The 15,557-nt window shown below is 52.7% G+C and carries 15 protein-coding genes and 2 tRNA genes; 6 read left to right on the top strand and 11 right to left on the bottom strand.

The window, feature by feature from the left end; translation table 11 throughout:
• Positions 1-24: 24 nt before the first annotated feature.
• Both B2T33_RS13775 and B2T33_RS13770 read right to left on the bottom strand, forming a co-directional pair.
• Entirely contained in the window at positions 25-1,116 is a 1,092-nt protein-coding gene (locus tag B2T33_RS13775; protein ID WP_197147286.1) for a TRAP transporter substrate-binding protein, read from the bottom strand.
• 167 nt (positions 1,117-1,283) lie between these two features.
• On the bottom strand, positions 1,284-1,784 hold the full coding sequence (locus B2T33_RS13770; protein ID WP_064782520.1) for a hypothetical protein: 501 nt from the start codon (positions 1,782-1,784) through the stop codon (positions 1,284-1,286).
• A 241-nt stretch (positions 1,785-2,025) separates the two neighbouring features.
• Here B2T33_RS13770 and B2T33_RS13765 point away from each other — a divergent pair, with 241 nt between their 5' ends.
• Positions 2,026-3,348, top strand: a complete 1,323-nt coding sequence (locus B2T33_RS13765) for a globin-coupled sensor protein (RefSeq protein ID WP_197147285.1) — start codon at positions 2,026-2,028, stop codon at positions 3,346-3,348.
• A gap of 48 nt (positions 3,349-3,396) precedes the next feature.
• Here B2T33_RS13765 and B2T33_RS13760 read toward each other — a convergent pair whose 3' ends face one another.
• Entirely contained in the window at positions 3,397-4,266 is an 870-nt protein-coding gene (locus B2T33_RS13760; RefSeq protein WP_252724101.1) for a helix-turn-helix transcriptional regulator, read from the bottom strand.
• Between the two features lie 340 nt (positions 4,267-4,606).
• On the opposite strand from B2T33_RS13760, the gene B2T33_RS13755 reads away from it, so the two are divergent.
• The 3 genes from B2T33_RS13755 (at position 4,607) to B2T33_RS13745 (ending at position 8,211) form a co-directional block, all read left to right on the top strand.
• Positions 4,607-6,619 (top strand): TonB-dependent receptor domain-containing protein, encoded by a 2,013-nt coding sequence (locus B2T33_RS13755; protein WP_197147283.1) that lies wholly within the window; start codon positions 4,607-4,609, stop codon positions 6,617-6,619.
• Positions 6,620-6,722: 103 nt separating this feature from the next.
• Positions 6,723-7,868: an ABC transporter substrate-binding protein gene (locus tag B2T33_RS13750; RefSeq protein ID WP_197147282.1), complete on the top strand. Its 1,146-nt coding sequence runs from the start codon at positions 6,723-6,725 to the stop codon at positions 7,866-7,868.
• Between the two features lie 40 nt (positions 7,869-7,908).
• Positions 7,909-8,211, top strand: a complete 303-nt coding sequence (locus B2T33_RS13745; protein ID WP_064790820.1) for a DUF2218 domain-containing protein — start codon at positions 7,909-7,911, stop codon at positions 8,209-8,211.
• A gap of 53 nt (positions 8,212-8,264) precedes the next feature.
• Here B2T33_RS13745 and B2T33_RS13740 read toward each other — a convergent pair whose 3' ends face one another.
• The 5 genes from B2T33_RS13740 to B2T33_RS13720 form a co-directional block, all read right to left on the bottom strand.
• On the bottom strand, positions 8,265-9,233 hold the full coding sequence (locus B2T33_RS13740) for an energy transducer TonB (RefSeq protein WP_286792337.1): 969 nt from the start codon (positions 9,231-9,233) through the stop codon (positions 8,265-8,267).
• 1 nt (position 9,234) lies between these two features.
• Positions 9,235-9,642, bottom strand: a complete 408-nt coding sequence (locus B2T33_RS13735) for an ExbD/TolR family protein (RefSeq protein ID WP_286792336.1) — start codon at positions 9,640-9,642, stop codon at positions 9,235-9,237.
• On the bottom strand, positions 9,639-10,028 hold the full coding sequence (locus B2T33_RS13730) for an ExbD/TolR family protein (RefSeq protein ID WP_120226299.1): 390 nt from the start codon (positions 10,026-10,028) through the stop codon (positions 9,639-9,641). The genes B2T33_RS13735 and B2T33_RS13730 overlap by 4 nt, the downstream gene beginning before the upstream one ends.
• Before the next feature lie 23 nt (positions 10,029-10,051).
• Positions 10,052-10,933, bottom strand: coding sequence for a MotA/TolQ/ExbB proton channel family protein (locus tag B2T33_RS13725; protein ID WP_286792335.1), 882 nt, complete (start codon positions 10,931-10,933; stop codon positions 10,052-10,054).
• Positions 10,934-11,202: 269 nt separating this feature from the next.
• Positions 11,203-11,278, bottom strand: a tRNA-Lys gene (locus tag B2T33_RS13720).
• Positions 11,279-11,545: 267 nt separating this feature from the next.
• On the opposite strand from B2T33_RS13720, the gene B2T33_RS13715 reads away from it, so the two are divergent.
• Positions 11,546-13,129: an FAD-binding protein gene (locus B2T33_RS13715; RefSeq protein ID WP_286792334.1), complete on the top strand. Its 1,584-nt coding sequence runs from the start codon at positions 11,546-11,548 to the stop codon at positions 13,127-13,129.
• A gap of 701 nt (positions 13,130-13,830) precedes the next feature.
• Complete coding sequence (rpsM, locus tag B2T33_RS13710) at positions 13,831-14,190, top strand: 30S ribosomal protein S13 (RefSeq protein WP_286792339.1); 360 nt, start codon at positions 13,831-13,833, stop codon at positions 14,188-14,190.
• Positions 14,191-14,233: 43 nt separating this feature from the next.
• Here rpsM and B2T33_RS13705 read toward each other — a convergent pair.
• The 3 genes from B2T33_RS13705 to coaD all read right to left on the bottom strand — a co-directional run bounded on the left by B2T33_RS13705 (position 14,234) and on the right by coaD (position 15,555).
• Positions 14,234-14,309 (bottom strand) — tRNA-Lys (locus B2T33_RS13705).
• 152 nt (positions 14,310-14,461) lie between these two features.
• Entirely contained in the window at positions 14,462-14,965 is a 504-nt protein-coding gene (locus B2T33_RS13700) for a peptidylprolyl isomerase (RefSeq protein ID WP_063088087.1), read from the bottom strand.
• A gap of 62 nt (positions 14,966-15,027) precedes the next feature.
• On the bottom strand, positions 15,028-15,555 hold the full coding sequence (coaD, locus tag B2T33_RS13695) for a pantetheine-phosphate adenylyltransferase (RefSeq protein ID WP_008890703.1): 528 nt from the start codon (positions 15,553-15,555) through the stop codon (positions 15,028-15,030).
• Positions 15,556-15,557 lie beyond the last annotated feature (2 nt).

The following is a 15,557-nucleotide window of genomic DNA, read 5'->3' as shown; positions in this document are numbered from 1 at the left end:
TGAAAGCTCACATCTAGCCCGGTCTTAGTAGCCCCAGACCTTTGCACGGTGCATCAGACCGGTTGCCTCGAATTCCTTGCCGTAACGTGCAGCTTTCTTAACCAGGTCAAGGTAGCTTGCAGCAATTCGGCCAGCGAGGTCGTTCTGGCCAGCAATTTCATCAACAGCGGCCTTGGAATGTTCGGCCAGCGCCATGATGACTTCGTCGGGGAACTGACGTACCTCGACACCCTTGTCGATCAGCGGCTGATAGGACTGGATGTTGTTAAAGGTGAAGTCGGCAAACGTGTTTTCGGCAATCGCCTGTGCGGCAAAGCGAATGATCGCCTGCAGATCCGGTGTCAGCGCGTTAAACTTGTCCTTGCCAACAAAGATCTCAAGACCCGGGCCAGGTTCGTGGAAGGCCGGGGTGTAGTAGTATTTGGCAACCTGATACAAACCAAACGCCATATCGTTCCACGGGCCAACCCATTCGGCCGCGTCAATTGCGCCCGACTGCATCGCCGGCAGGATTTCACCCGGCGGGATCATGGTCGCGTTGGCACCGGCACGGCGCATGGCTTCGCCACCAAGACCGGCATAGCGCATTTTAAGGCCCTGAAGGTCATCAAGCGAATTGATTTCCTTGTTGAACCAGCCACCGGCCTGCATGCCAGAGTTACCGGCATAGAACGGCACAACGTTGAATTCTTCGTAAGCTTCTTCCCAAAGCTTCTGACCATCGCCAAAGCGGATCCAGCTTGAAAGCTCCCACGCAGTCAGACCGAACGGGATGGTCGAGAAGAAGTTAAGGGCCGGGTTTTTGCCCTGCCAGTAATACGGGGTACCGTGCGCCATTTCGGCGACACCCTGCTCGACCGCATCCATGCATTCGAACGGCGGCACCAGTTCACCCGCACCATAGATGGTGATGTTCAGGCGACCAGCCGACATCTCCTTGACCATGGCGGCGAACTTTTCGGCATTGGTGCCAAGTCCCGGGGTTCCTTTTGGCCATGGCATTACCATGCGCCAATTCAGCGTTTCCTGTGCGGATACAACAGCCGGTGCTGCAACCGAGGCAGCAAGCGCACCCGCGCCCAGTCCGGCCCCTTTTAGAAACTGACGACGTTTCATTCCGATCCCCTTAAATTCTTGTGTTTTGGTGGTTTTTTGCACAACCACCAACTTGCGGAGGGGAATTTTGTCGAAAACGACTGTCCTTTTCCACTATTTTTGCCGAAATCAGGAAATATTTTTTCTTGCCGCTACGGAATGCTGGCCTTCAGTCCGCCAACAGTGTCTTACGACCCAAGGTAGCGATTGTAATCGGCGACGAACTGTTCAACCGTGCCCGCCCCAAGCGGCGTGTTGTAATATTGCTTCCAATAGGCTGCCAGCCCGTTGACGTCGTTGGGATCGGTCGGCATCGCGGCTGGTGCCCGGTAGTAGCGAATGCGACAAAGCGCCGTGGCATAGGCCAGATTGGTCGCCAGTTGTGCATCCTTGTCGGGCGTGCCGTCTGCTTGTGCTGGTTGCGGGGCAAGAAACCCGTCCACCTTGGCCTTGAGGTCCGCCCGGTAATCAAGATAGTTTTCATAACAATCATGCAGGGTTGCCGGTTCCATCTGGAAAATTCCCAGCGCCGGACCACCTCCGACCTGTTCAATATAATCTCCCAAATGACTTTCATGGGCGGCTGTACCCATGATCAGGTTTTCCGCGACGTCTGATGCAGGCAATCCAAGAGCCGCCAGAACCGGTTTGACGACAAGGGTGCGAAGCTGCGTGGCATTGATTGGCATAGGAGCCTCCATTCGACCAATGGTATAAGGACCCCTATGACGCAGCAGATCGGGAAATGAGAAATCTTTTCTGTTTTTTCTCTTTATCCGCGCAATTTAACACATGGAAACAGTATTTTAATTACATAAAATTGCATCATGCCAACCTTTTGGATAGTTAAACTAGACCACCAAGGTCCAACTTAAAGAAACAGCATCTTTTAAGTGTTCACATTGCTTGTTGTTTCTCGGGGGATCAAACGTGGTACATCCTGAACTTAAAAGCCGTCTCGACTTCATCGGACTGGACGAACCTAAAATAAAACAGCTCAAACGCGCATGGCCCGTGATTGAAAAAAACCTGCCGGGCATGCTTGATCAGTTTTACCATAAGGTGATGAATAACGCGGCTCTGGCAAAAATTGTCGGTGATCCGTCAAACATTGATCGCCTGAAGAATGCCCAGGCCAAACACTGGGCCAAACTTTTTGACGGCGCATTCGATCAATCCTTTTACGACGACGTGCGCCGCATCGGTAAGGCTCACGAACGCATTGGCCTGACGCCCGAGGCATATGTTTCGGCCTATAACTTCATGCTTGGCGAAATCACCGCCGTGCTGTGCAAAAATTTCAATCGTGATTCACAACTGCCGTTGATGATCATCGGCTCGACCAATGCGCTGCTGATCGATGTCGAAATGGCGATTACGGTCTATTACGAAGAAACGCAAAAGACCTATGCCGACAAACTTCAGCAAATGTCCGACGAGTTTGAAAAAACCATCGGAACGGTTGTTTCCGCTGTTTCAAGCTCGGCCGAAGACATGTCACAGGCATCTGAAACCCTGTTGGCCAGCATGCAAGAAACCCAGGGCGAAGTTGAAAAGGCCCGTGGCGCTGCTGAACTGTCTGCCGATAATGCCACCACCGTTGCCGGTGCGGCGGAAGAACTTGATAGTTCCATTCGCGAAATCTCGAGCCAGGTTTCGCGGGCCTCGACAATTTCCAACGAAGTGGAAGTGTCTGTACAACAAACATCAGACACGATCGAAACCCTCAATGCCGCCGCCGAGCAAATCGGCACTGTGGTTGACCTGATTGACAAGATCGCGAGCCAAACCAACCTTCTGGCCCTGAACGCCACGATCGAGGCGGCCCGTGCCGGCGAAGCGGGCAAAGGCTTTGCCGTGGTCGCAAGCGAGGTCAAAAACCTTGCCAATCAGACCGCAAAGGCCACCGGTGACATTACCGCCCAGATCAACAATGTGCAGCAAAGCACGGTTGCCGCGGTGAATGCAATTCACGGGGTCGCCGGCCAGATCAGCAACATCGTTGATTCCGTTACCGCCATCTCAGCAGCCGTCGAACAACAGGCCGCCGCCACCACGGAAATCAGTGGCAATATCAACGCGGTGTCTTCGGCCAATCGCGATGTGAACGGCAGCCTGGAAACCGTCAATGGCACCGCACAACGCACCAGCACGGTGGCGCAAAACGTCTCGGACGTCTCACGCATGCTTAAGCAGAATTCCGAAAAACTGCGGTCCGATGTTGATGCCTTCATCACGAAGCTGACGTCATAGGATCAAACACCGCCTTCACCCCCGAGGCCGTGCTGCTTAAGCCCGTTGCTAGCGGTCGCGTGCCTCGGACGGTGTGATACCAAAGACGCGCTTGAAGGCGGTTGCGAAATTGGCCGGGCTTTTATAACCCGCTGCCCAGGCGGCCTGTGCAATCGTCAGGCCGTCCTTTTCCATGGCATCGCGGGCCGCGACGAGGCGGCTTTCACGGATGAAATCCTTTACCGTCATGCCATAGGCATCCTTGAAGATGCGCTGCATGCTGGTGACACTGATCCCGATGGCGGCTGCAATGGTCGGAAGGGTTTGCTGTTCCGGGTCACTGGCCAGAATGAAATCACGGATTTCCTGTGCACGATGATGGCGATCTAGCGCATCCGGGCCGGAATTTTTGCCAAGCGTTGCCGTTTGGTCCTTACCGTTCTGAATGGCGGATAGTGCCTCGGCAAAAATCTCCAACCCGCGGCTTTCTTCATACAGCTCGCGCATAAGCGGATCCGTTGCATGCGGATAGATCAACTGATCAGCAAGTGCGAGTACCCGGCGTGACGGCCGCCAGCTGCGCACAGAAATGCCAGCATTGAAAAAATCGGCGATTTCACGATAGCGGGCCGGTGACTTGCCAAGCTGGCGCAAGACCCAGTCAAACTGTGCCGAAATCATCACCTTGCTGATTTCGCTGCCTTTGTGGATATAACGCCTGACCTTCGAGGGCTGCGGCACCGCCCAGATAAAGCCGACCGGGTGATCCCGCGCATCAAGGTCAACCGGCACGCCGTCAAACTCGGCCTGCAGCCGTCCCTTCAGCATAATGGCGACCTTTACCGCCGCCCCGACATGATAGTCGGCGATGGCATCCTTCATCTCCATCGTGTCAGATGTGTGAATATCAAGAAACGACTGCGTATCGCTAAATGACATGCGCCCGCTCATCAACGCGCCGCGACTTGCCAAGGCGTTGCCGAGCTCGCCTGTTTCCTGGATAAGGGTGCCGCGTTTTTCCAGATGGCTCCTGGTAATAGAGTCACGCCGCGTTATTTGCCGGTGTGCTGTTACCCCCACAAACCTCTCCTGCATCATTTTGAAGTCACAAAGCATCTTTGAACATGCAATCGGCGCCGAACGGCCTTTGCAAAGACATGCTGACGATTTCGCAAACATGTCCGGCGATTTGGCAAACATCATTCCTGTTGCATCCCCGCCTGCGAAAATAATATTCACAATCATTCGCATTTGCAATTATATTTCTCAGGAAATGAACATGCCACAGTCACCCTCGCCAACCTCGTCGCCCCGGATCAGCGCCCTTTTGCGCACAACCGTTCTTGCCGGTTTTTCGCTTGCGGTTTTGCCATCAATCACCTTTGCCCAACAGGCCAACAACGATGAAACCGTGACCAAGCCCCTCGAAGTCACCGCATCGGCCAAATCGGCACAGGGCCTTCCGGGTGGCGTTTCGATTGGCCAGGAAGAATTGGATCGCAAAAACCCGCAGACCATGAAGGATGTCTTTTCATCGGACGCGTCGGTTAAAGTCGGCGGGCCGACCGCCATCGTTCAGAAGGTCTATGTGCAGGGTATCGAGAATACCAAGCTCAACGTTCAGGTTGATGGCGCCCGTCAGGTAGATTCAAGCTTCCACCATATCGGAACAGCGATCATTGATCCGGCGATGCTGAAATCGGTTAATGTTGAATCCGGTGTCGCCCCGGCGGATGCCGGGCCACATGCCTTGGGCGGATCGATGTCTTATGAAACCCGTGATGCCCGGGACGTTCTTGAAGCCGGTGACACGTTCGGTGGCTGGGGCAAGTTGCAGTACAACTCAAACACCAAGGGCTTTGCCGAATGGCTGACCGTTGCCGGACAGTCAGACGGGTTTGAAGCGCTGGCGTATCTGAAAAACAGCAATCAGGGCAATTACAAAGACGGCGACGGTGATGAGGCGATTGGCACCGCCGATGGCAGCGAAAGCGGACTGGGCAAGTTTGCCTTTACCGGCAATGACGGTGGCCGTTTCGAAGCGTTTGCCAGCCATCTTGAAGATGAAGGTGTCCGCCCGTCCCGCCCGAACTATGCGGTTCTGGCCAACGGCGCAGCGCCACAATGGCTGTCCTATCGCGATACGTCGGTTGGGGTGAGCTATGTCGATGAAATGCCGTCTGGCCAGTTCGATCCGGAATTCAGTCTGGCATACAGCCGCACGGTTCTGAACATTCCGGCCCTTCAGGGTGGTGCGAACTTCTATCACGTCAAATCCGATATCCAGTCCATCAACGGCAAGGTCGCCAACAATTTTGAAGTCGATAACGGTGTCATCACCGCCGGGATTGATTTCTATCGCGATGAGGCAACCGGATATCACAACCGATCCCCGCGCAACGGTAGCTATTCGGAAACCTCGACCGATATTGGCGCATTCTCGCAAGCTCGCCTGTCCCTGACCGATCAGTGGCGCGTGTCGTTCGGCGGCCGTGCCGATCAGCAATGGTTCGAAGGCCTGACCGGTGAAGACTTTTCCGAATTCGGACTAAGCGGCAATGCCAACACCGAATATGATCTGACCGAACAGCTGATGGTCTATGGTGGTGCCGGGACGACGTTTGGTGGCCTCCCGCTTGGTGAATCGGCAATTTATGAATTCAGTGGCAACTGGAATTATGACGGTTTTGCCCCTTCGCGGTCCTATAACGCAAAGGTCGGTTCGCGCCTTGCGCTTGATGACTGGACGCTGGATGGAAACCTTTTCTACAACCTGATCGATGAATCCCACGATCTGTCCAGTGCAACGCGTAACTCGACCGTCGATCTCGATACCCGTGGTGTCAATCTGTCTGCCATGTATTCCTATGGTCCGGGGTTTGCGCGCCTGACCTACTCACACACCAACGTCAAAACCGACGGCGGCGTCCCGCTGAGCACCGAGGCCTCCTATCAGGGCGTCATCATGGGTGACATGTTCAACTTCGATGCCGGTCACAGCTTTGATAGCTATGGGCTGCGCGTTGGCGGCAATGCGGAATTCGCCCTTGCCGATGACAGCCCCGAAGAACGTGGCAACGAAAAACTCGATAGCTACTTCGTTGCCAATCTCTATGCCGAATGGGTCCCCGGAGTGTTGAACGATGCAGTTACCCTGCGTGTGGACGCGCTGAACATCCTTGATCGCGATTACATCGACCGCGCAACAACCGGTTATGACAGCACGCGCATTAGCGAGCCGTTCCACGAACCCGGACGCACTTTCCTGATTTCGGCGAAGGTCGATTTCTAGGACGCGAAGAAACACACTTCAAACCGAAATGGGTAGCACATCAGGTGCTGCCCGTTTTGGCGTTTGAAATGCACGAAAAGACAAACCTTCAGGATAACCTGACATGAAAATTCGCAATCTTCTTGCCCTTGCTGCGGCGACACTGATCTGGAGTGCAAACGCGTCCGCTGGTGAAACGGTCACACTAACTGATATTGCCGGACGTGAAGTCACCGTCGAGGTGCCGGTCAAACACATGATCCTTGGCGAAGGGCGTTTCCTGCCGTCCATCGGTATTCTCGATCCGGAAAATCCGGTGCGCTGGATTGCCGGAATGATGGGCGACTTCAAATCGCTTGATCCGGCATCCTTTGCGCAATATCGCGAAAAATTTCCCGAGATTGATGATATTCCGCTGGTTGGTCGTCAGAACGAAGAAACGTTTTCTGTTGAAAAGGCCGTGACAGTCGAACCCGACGTGGCAATTTTCGGCATGTCGGGCGGCCATGGGCCCGGTTCCACCAGCCACGAAGTTCTGTCAGTCATGGGGGCGGCAGATATCCCGGTGGCGATGATCGATTTTCGGGCCAAGCCGTTTGAAAACACCCCCAAAAGCATCCGTCTTCTCGGCAAGCTGATGGGCAAGGAAGAACAGGCAGAAGCCTTTGTGAAATTCTATGAGGAGAACCTTCGAAAGGTGACCTCACGCGCCACAGAGACAACCGAAAAACCCAGTGTCTTCCTTGAAAGCCGTGTCGGCCTTGCCGAGAACTGCTGCGAAGCCATGGGCAACGAGATGATCGGCAAGTTCGTTACCCTGGCTGGTGGTAAAAACATCTTTGCCGATACCGTTCCCGGCGTAATCAGCCAGATATCGGTCGAACAGGTGATCTTCACCGACCCGGACGTCTATATCACCACGGCCATCGGATCGTCCGGGCTGGATGCGGAAACAAATGCGCGGCGCATTGTTCTGGGTGCAAAGACAAATGCCGATCAGGCACGTGCGTCCTTGGCACGCAGTATGGAACGGACCGGCCTGCCGCTTCTGAGTGCTGTCAAAAACAGGAAGGTCTATTCCGTCTGGCATCACATTTATAACAATCCGATCAATGTGTTTGCCCTGCAGGCGATGGCAAAGTGGCTCCATCCCGACATCTATGCCGACCTTGATCCCGACGCCGAACTGGCAACATTTTTCGAGCACTTTCAGGCGGTTGATCTGAATGGCGTGTACTGGATCGGCCTGAACGACGCGCCGTCGCCATAAACCGACCCAGCCCCGCAAACACAAACAGAGAGATCGCCAGATGTTTACCACAAAGGGATCGGTCAAAACCGATAAGGCCGCCAAGTATCTTGTCCAGCTGTGCAAGCATTTCGCCCACAAGGTCGAAGTCGATCTGGGCGAAACCACCGGCAATGTGGCATTTCCCATGGGGCCGTGCGTCATTACCGCCCATGAGGACCGACTGACCTTTGACGGGCAGTCACACAAGCCCGAGGGTATCGAGAGCATGAAGGGTGTGATTATCGTCCATCTCGACAAATTCGCCTGGCGCGAGGCACCACTTGATTATCACTGGGAGGACGGCGAAACGCCTGATGCCTAAACGCGCCTTACGCAAACGAAAACGCCAGCCTTCATGGGCTGGCGTTTGTCATTCTAGTGAAGCTGATAGGCGACCGGCACGGTCCAGACGACTTGTTGTTCGGTCATCTCATCGGGGAATGGCGGGAATTTCCGCACCCGTTCGATCAGGCGTTCGGTTTCACGATCAAGGATGCTTGATCCGCTTGAACTGACCATACTGGCCTCAAGCACCGTGCCATCGCGCGCAATGACAAGGCGAATACGATTTTCGCCCTCGATCCGTCGACGCATGGCGCGTTCGGGATATTCGCGGTAACGCGCCAGTGTTTGAAGAACCGATGCCTGATAATCAACCATCTTGGCCTGGCTTGCCGCACCACCACCACTACCAGCCGATGAACTGGCCGCCTGACTTTGGGTGGTTTCACCCGTCGTGCCCTCTGACTTGACAGAGTTGGTCAGCCCGGAGGGCTGTGGCGTTGGCTGGGCGGCTTTTGCGACCGGCTCTGGCGCCTTGGTCGGCTTTGGGGCCTCTGCCTGCTCTAGGGGTGGTTTGGGCTTCATGCGCACCGGCAGGACCTCTGCCAGCTGCTGTTCGACAACCGGCTCGGGCACAGGTTCAGGCTCCGGTTCGGCAACTTGTTCGATAACCGGTTCTGGTTCTGGTTCAGGGATGGGTTCAGGCTGTTGCTCGACGACTTCCGGCTCCGGTTCCGGGAGAACTTCCGGTTCAGGCTCTGGCTCCGTCTCGACCACTTCCTCTGGGATCGGTTCAGGCTGGGCTTCCTGTTCCGGATCCGGTTCAACGATTTCTTCGGGCACTTCGGCCGCCATGCTGTCGACCGCGTCGGCACTTTGAGTATCGGTTTCGGCCTCGCCTGTTTCGGCCTGCCCGGCCCCCAGCGAGATGCTGATACTTTGTACGGCACCGGCTCCGCCCCAGCCCGATGGCTGCGGGTCGGGCATGGCAAGGACGATCCCGCCAGTCAGGACAAGACCGGTCAGCCCGGTCGCAATCAAAAGATCAACGCGTTTGGACATGCTATTCCTGACCCGGCTGCATGGCCGTCATCAATTGAACCTTTTCGATGCCAAGTTCCTGAAGGCGCGCCAAAAGGGTCACCACCTTGGCCCCTTCGACTTCGCGGTCGGCCCGGATTTCAACCGGACGGCCGATATAATCGGCTGGCAGCATCGACGACAGGCGATCAAGGCCCCCCGTCAGATCATCAATCCCGATTTCACCATTGCTGCCAAACCACAGAACAATGGTGTCTTCCGGTTGGCCTTCGGCCGTCTGGCTGGCAGGCGGGTCAACTTCAAAGGGTCCAAGTTTTTGCAGGCTTCCGGCGATCATGAAAAAGATCAAAAGCAGGAAGACGATGTTGATCAAAGGCAGCATCGGTTCCAGAACCGGTCCGTCCTCTGCAATCTGGATGCGGCGTTTCATTCAATGAACTCCACATCCGTAACACCGCCGCGGCCCAGCGTATCCATGACTTCGACCAGTCGCTGCAGATTGGCACCGTTGATCGGCCGCAGGCGCACCGGTGATCCGTCATGATCGCGCAAAAGCGTCGGTGCCAGATTGGACAGCGCAATCGCATTGCCATTGATCGACAGGCCACCATTCACATCGACTTCGACCGTGACCGGTCGGGTATCGCTTTGGCTGGTGGCGCGACCATCGGTAATGCTGACCGACATCTCAAAGCCCTTCCAGTCAAGGAAGCTTGAAGCCAGCATGAAGAAGATCAGCAGGATAAAGACAACATCAATCAGCGGGGTCAGACCGATCATCGGTGAAGAACCGCTGTTGCGTTCGCGCAGCTGCATGGGGCGACTTTCGGAAACGGGTTTTATTCGGCGGCGTGGCGCAGTTCGGAAATGTTTGATGCGCGGCTAAGCGTCTTGCGGGCCAGTTCACCGCGATTGACCACCAGCGTACAAACATCTTCCATCGTGGCGGCGGCACGGCCAATCACGCCCTGCATCCACATATGAAACGCGGTTGCCGGGATCGCGACTACAAGGCCGATTGCGGTTGTCAGAAGTGCCAGCCAGATACCGCCAGACAGCACAGAGGGATCAATACGGCTGCCTGCCCCTTCCATGCGCTGGAAGGCCTCGATCATGCCCATGACCGTACCCAGAAGGCCCAACAGCGGGCTTAGCACGGCAATGGCCGACATGATCCGCAGACCACCATTGAGACCATCAATTTCCTTGCGCGCACGCGAAGCAATCAGATCCGATGCCGCTTCGCGTTCCTCAGACGAACTTACCGGAAGCATCATGCCCGACAGCGCAATACGCGCGGCCGGATGGCGACGGCGTGCCAGAATTTCGGCCGCCTGCTGTTCGTCACCCGATGACAGATGACGTTCGACATCCTTTACAAAGCCGTCGGCAAAAACACCACGGCGCAGGAACCCGACCAGCTTATAAAAGAATACCATCAGCCCGATCAGCGCCATCGCGGCCAGCACCCAGCCGACCACGCCGGCCCGGTCGACCTGTTCAATCACCGGAAGGCCAACAAAGCCATCCAGCATACCGGTCGACTGGGTCGTTGCCGTTGCATCGATGGCAAGCCCGGTATTGGGGTCCACCATGACAGAACCGTCCGCATTGAGAGTTCCGGTCGCAGAGTCAGCCCCCACCGGGACGAGTGCGCCATCGGAAGAAAGCGGCGTTTGCGCATCCGAAGATGCGGCTGATGAATTCACAGGGTCAGACATGTAACTTTCCCGATCACAAAATTGATCACCACCAGACGTCCTGCTCTGGTGCGTTTGAAACTGATTTGCATTCTTTACAGGAAATAGAATTGCGATGCAATCGCAACCAACAGGCCAAAATACATTTTCATGCTGATCCCCTGCACCGAGCAGGTCATTCAGGGCGGGACAGGGTTTGCGTGATCGATCGGGAATTGCGATGGGAAATATGATGGCAAAAGCCGGATATGCAAAACCCCCGGAACTTCTGGGTTCCGGGGGTTTTGAATTGGTGAGCCCGACAGGATTCGAACCTGTGGCCAACTGATTAAAAGTCAGTTGCTCTACCAACTGAGCTACGGGCCCTCAACGTTGGTGAGCGGCGTTTTAATGGGACTGGCGGCATCGGTCAACCCCTCTTTTTATGCAAATGGTCCTTTTTACCTATGTTTCACCCTCCGCCAATCCAGCTTACCTCTTAAGCTATTGTTTTCATGGCATTGACCTAACGCTGGCAACAAGAACCATGCACAAAAACCAATTTACGGTTGCATAAGGTTTTTGATATACAGTGTATGTATACCTGCATGTTTGCAGCACACTAAACACACAGGGACCTTGGGGAAACACTAAATGGACACAATCGCAGATAACGCTAGGTACAGACGAATACTAAGTCAAGCATCATTGCCTCGTCTGGGAAGGGCTTACTCTGTAGGACCATTCGGTCGTCGAGTTAGCTTCGCATCACAGCAAATGCGAGCCCTTTCGATAGTCGCCGCACTCCAAGGAACAAATACGATTCATGAGAAAGCCCGCGTTGCTGTAATTGGAGCTGGCTTATCAGGCCTAACAGCAGCTGTCGCAGCTAGATCATGCGGAGCAAAAGTTTGGCTTTTCGAGAAAATGGGGGATCCTTTTACTATCCAAAAGCATGCGCAGCATCGTTATCTCCATCCGACAGTGAACTTCTGGCCAGAGATGCGATTAAGTGAGAGCACTAACTTTCCAATTTTTGATTGGGTGGAAGCAAATGCTTCGACCGTGTCAAACCACCTTTTAAACGAATGGAAAAGTTACCAAAAGAGGATAAATTTTAGACCATTTCATTTATTCACAGGCATCAAGAAATCTAAAGATGATTTGTATACAATATATATTCATAATAAAGAGTTTAACGAAGCAACATTCGATGTAGCTATCTTTTGTACTGGTTTTGGTGTTGAAGAGGTTTTTCCGCCAGCAATATCTGTTCCATACTGGTCACCCGACTCATTTTCAAACGAAATACATGATGACAACATTAACTATTTTTTTAGTGGCACAGGTGACGGTGGACTAATAGATTTATTTCGGCTTATACACAAAGATTTCGACTCAGGAAAACTTTGCCTGAGAGTAATAAGACTTATGGAAGACATACGCCTTGATGAAGATATAAAGAACATTGAGGATAGAGCGTTTGAGATTGCAGATGCCGGAAAAGACAATACAAGTAAAAAACAAGATTTAGAAACTGAGTACAAAATAGACGAAATATATAACGAAGGGTACAAGCGTGTCATTACAGACGCCGGAGATGACTTAAACTCAATACTAGGATCATCATATTTCGATGATATAGAGAGAAATATCATTGTAGGTGGCACCACAGAAAACGGTTTTAACTTTTCTGCAGCTCCTATTCATAAACTGATGTTCGCTCATTCATTAATGAAAAACAAAATTCGCTATATTAAAGGAAAAACTTCAATAAAAAAAACACTGACAGGAAAGTACAAGGCCACTTTTTCCAGTGAAAAAAATAAAATAGATCTATCTGACTACAAAATAATAGTTCGACACGGACCAACATCTGAGTACCCCATAAAATCCGCAATAAAAGACAAAACACTTCTAGAACAATTCATCCGAAGGCAAAAAATATTCTCTGATTGGATAGAGTACGATGGAATACAGCTCCCGGAGTTTTCCAACCTATTCAAATTTACTCTTAGCAAGAAAGATCCGCACTATATCCAAACGCGCCTAGGAAAAGCAGCAGACTATTTTTATCGTGAGCACGATTTAAACACCTTTGCTGATAGAAAATTCATAGTCAGCCCTCAGACTCCATCGAAAATCGATAAATCGAGGCTTCCCAACTCTTTGTTCGGCATCGAAGTACATGTCGGAGACTTTCCACATAGCATTTCGCGAACCGAGGAGGACAAATAATGACATCATTTCATTCCCCCGGTGAACGAGAACCCAAGGAAGTCACCAGTAATCTTGGCGTTACAGCAGGCTTAATCGTTCAAGAAATAAGCAGCAATGCAACCTATAAACTAACAGCCTCTCTTGAGCTAGCTATGGTGAAGAACCCCAGCATTCAATCGGAAGCCACAATTCGAAGTGAACAGATGGTAGTGCCGATCTATTACCCACCATCACAGCCCATGGTAAACCAACTAAATTCACAGCGATTTATTGAGGGGCATCATTCCCCAGAGGAGGCAATTTTTAGCACAGTCGAAGTCTGGCGCAAAAACGGACAAGAGAAAAGGTCAGAGGCAAGAATCGCTGGCATTAATCTCACCGTTGGTGTCACCGCCAAAGGAAAAAAAGAAGAAGTCATCGTAAAAGGATTGTTTGCAATAAAGTTAGCCGACAACGCCCCCCCCATTTCCGATGGTGACACAGGCGCTCCGGTAACATTTTTCAATCAAGAAACAGAGAAGAACGAGGTAATTGGCTTAATAGTTTCTTCGAATGAACAGCATGCCTTTGCCTGCCCGATTTCACGTGCTATGAGCGACAACAACTTCGAACTTGTTAAACGGTACAAATATCTCGGCATACACTTAGATACCTCCAACGTACTCCAAGACCTCGATGATAGTGAACATGTAAAAAATAATGTCAGAGCGAGTAAAAGAATTGCAGGTGTTGATTTACCTGAAAGTAAGAAAACAGTTTACGCATTAACACGAATCGCGGGTATCGGAATAACCAGCGCACGCGCCCTCTGCAAATGTGCGAATATCGAGGAACATGTAAAGTTTAGGGATCTTACAACTCAGCAGTTCCGCACAATCGTCACCTTAATCGCTGATAACTTTTTGGTTGAGGGTGACCTCCGACGTAAAACAGCTACGCGCATCAAACGCCTGATGGATATAGGCTGTTACCGGGGCCTGCGTCACCGAAAAAGTTTACCCACGAGAGGACAACGAACGCACACCAATGCTCGAACAAGAAAGGGTAAACCAACCCCAATTGCAGGTAAGAAAAAATAGCAAATAAAAAGCCCCCGAAACCGGTTGGGTTTCAGGGGCTTATTGGTGAGCCCGACAGGATTCGAACCTGTGGCCAACTGATTAAAAGTCAGTTGCTCTACCAACTGAGCTACGGGCCCTCAAGGTTGGTGAAGCGCGTTTTAATGGCACAGGCGGCATCGGTCAACACCTGTTTTCCATATTTTGGCTCTTTTTGCGCATTCAGCCCCAAAAACGCGAAAGCCGCCCCATGAAGGGACGGCTTTCGGTTGCAATAGTTCAAATATCGCGATTATTGCGCGTCGGCAGCAACCTGCATTTTGACGATCTGATCCGGGTCGGCAACGCTGCCATTGGCCCAAGGGGCACCCTTTTTGATCATATCGACATATTCCATGCCCTCAGTCACTTCGCCCCAGATGGTGTACTGGCCATCAAGATGCGGTGCATCGGCAAAGACGATGAAGAACTGGGAGTCCGCACTGTTCGGATTGGCCGAACGGGCCATGGAAACGGTGCCGCGAACGTGACGTTCGTTGGAAAATTCGGCATCAAGTTTCTGGCCGGAACCACCGGTTCCATTGCCTTTGGGATCACCGGTCTGCGCCATGAAACCTTCGATCACACGATGGAATTTCAACCCATCGTAAAAGCCTTCACGGGTGAGTTCCTTGATCCGGGCAACATGTTTCGGTGCCAGATCCGGGCGAAGCTGGATCACAACGCGGCCATCTTTCAGGTCAAGATAAAGCGTGTTTTCCAGATCCTGAGCGACAGCGTCGTTTCCATTGGACATGGTGATAAATCCTAGTACGAGAGCGATAATTGAAAATAGACGAAAAAGACGCATGGCCTGCGTTATTCCTTTTCTTCTGCCAGCTTTTCGTGCAGCCGTTTCAGCACGTTTGCCGGCACAAATTCAGTGACATTCCCGCCCAGACGGGCGATTTCCTTCACGAAACGCGAAGAGACAAACTGTTGTTTGTCCGATGCCATCAAAAAGACGGTTTCAACTTCCGGCGATAGCCGGGCGTTCATCCCGGCCATCTGGAATTCATACTCAAAGTCCGATACCGCCCGAAGACCACGGATAATCGTGCTGGATCCGTTTTCCTGGGCAAACTGCATCAGAAGCGATGAAAATGGCTTAACTGAGGTACGGGCGGCAACTTCACCGCCCGCAGCCTTGAGCGCACCTTCAACCAGTGCACAGCGTTCATCGACCCCGAACATCGGACCTTTGCCGGCGTTGATCGCAACGCCGACAATCAGTTGATCGACGATCCGGGTCGCACGACGAATGATATCCATATGCCCCTGGGTTACCGGATCAAAGGTGCCCGGATAAATCCCGATACGCGATACGGTAGAAGACGTTTCAGTCATCG

It is taken from the genome of Thalassospira sp. UBA4513, assembly GCF_002388495.1.
GTDB lineage: Bacteria > Pseudomonadota > Alphaproteobacteria > Rhodospirillales > Thalassospiraceae > Thalassospira > Thalassospira tepidiphila.
The sequence above is the reverse complement of the archived record's forward strand: the minus strand, read 5'-3'. Positions and strand labels throughout refer to the sequence as shown.

Coding starts and splice junctions, on each gene's coding strand:
- B2T33_RS13775 (WP_197147286.1), bottom strand. CDS start 1,116: ATGAAACGTCGTCAGTTTCTAAAAGGGGCCGGACTGGGCGCGGGTGCG.
- B2T33_RS13770 (WP_064782520.1), bottom strand. CDS start 1,784: ATGCCAATCAATGCCACGCAGCTTCGCACCCTTGTCGTCAAACCGGTT.
- B2T33_RS13760 (WP_252724101.1), bottom strand. CDS start 4,266: ATGTCATTTAGCGATACGCAGTCGTTTCTTGATATTCACACATCTGAC.
- B2T33_RS13755 (WP_197147283.1), top strand. CDS start 4,607: ATGCCACAGTCACCCTCGCCAACCTCGTCGCCCCGGATCAGCGCCCTT.
- B2T33_RS13750 (WP_197147282.1), top strand. CDS start 6,723: ATGAAAATTCGCAATCTTCTTGCCCTTGCTGCGGCGACACTGATCTGG.
- B2T33_RS13745 (WP_064790820.1), top strand. CDS start 7,909: ATGTTTACCACAAAGGGATCGGTCAAAACCGATAAGGCCGCCAAGTAT.
- B2T33_RS13740 (WP_286792337.1), bottom strand. CDS start 9,233: ATGTCCAAACGCGTTGATCTTTTGATTGCGACCGGGCTGACCGGTCTT.
- B2T33_RS13735 (WP_286792336.1), bottom strand. CDS start 9,642: ATGAAACGCCGCATCCAGATTGCAGAGGACGGACCGGTTCTGGAACCG.
- B2T33_RS13730 (WP_120226299.1), bottom strand. CDS start 10,028: ATGCAGCTGCGCGAACGCAACAGCGGTTCTTCACCGATGATCGGTCTG.
- B2T33_RS13725 (WP_286792335.1), bottom strand. CDS start 10,933: ATGTCTGACCCTGTGAATTCATCAGCCGCATCTTCGGATGCGCAAACG.
- B2T33_RS13715 (WP_286792334.1), top strand. CDS start 11,546: ATGGACACAATCGCAGATAACGCTAGGTACAGACGAATACTAAGTCAA.
- B2T33_RS13700 (WP_063088087.1), bottom strand. CDS start 14,965: ATGTCCAATGGAAACGACGCTGTCGCTCAGGATCTGGAAAACACGCTT.
- coaD (WP_008890703.1), bottom strand. CDS start 15,555: ATGACTGAAACGTCTTCTACCGTATCGCGTATCGGGATTTATCCGGGC.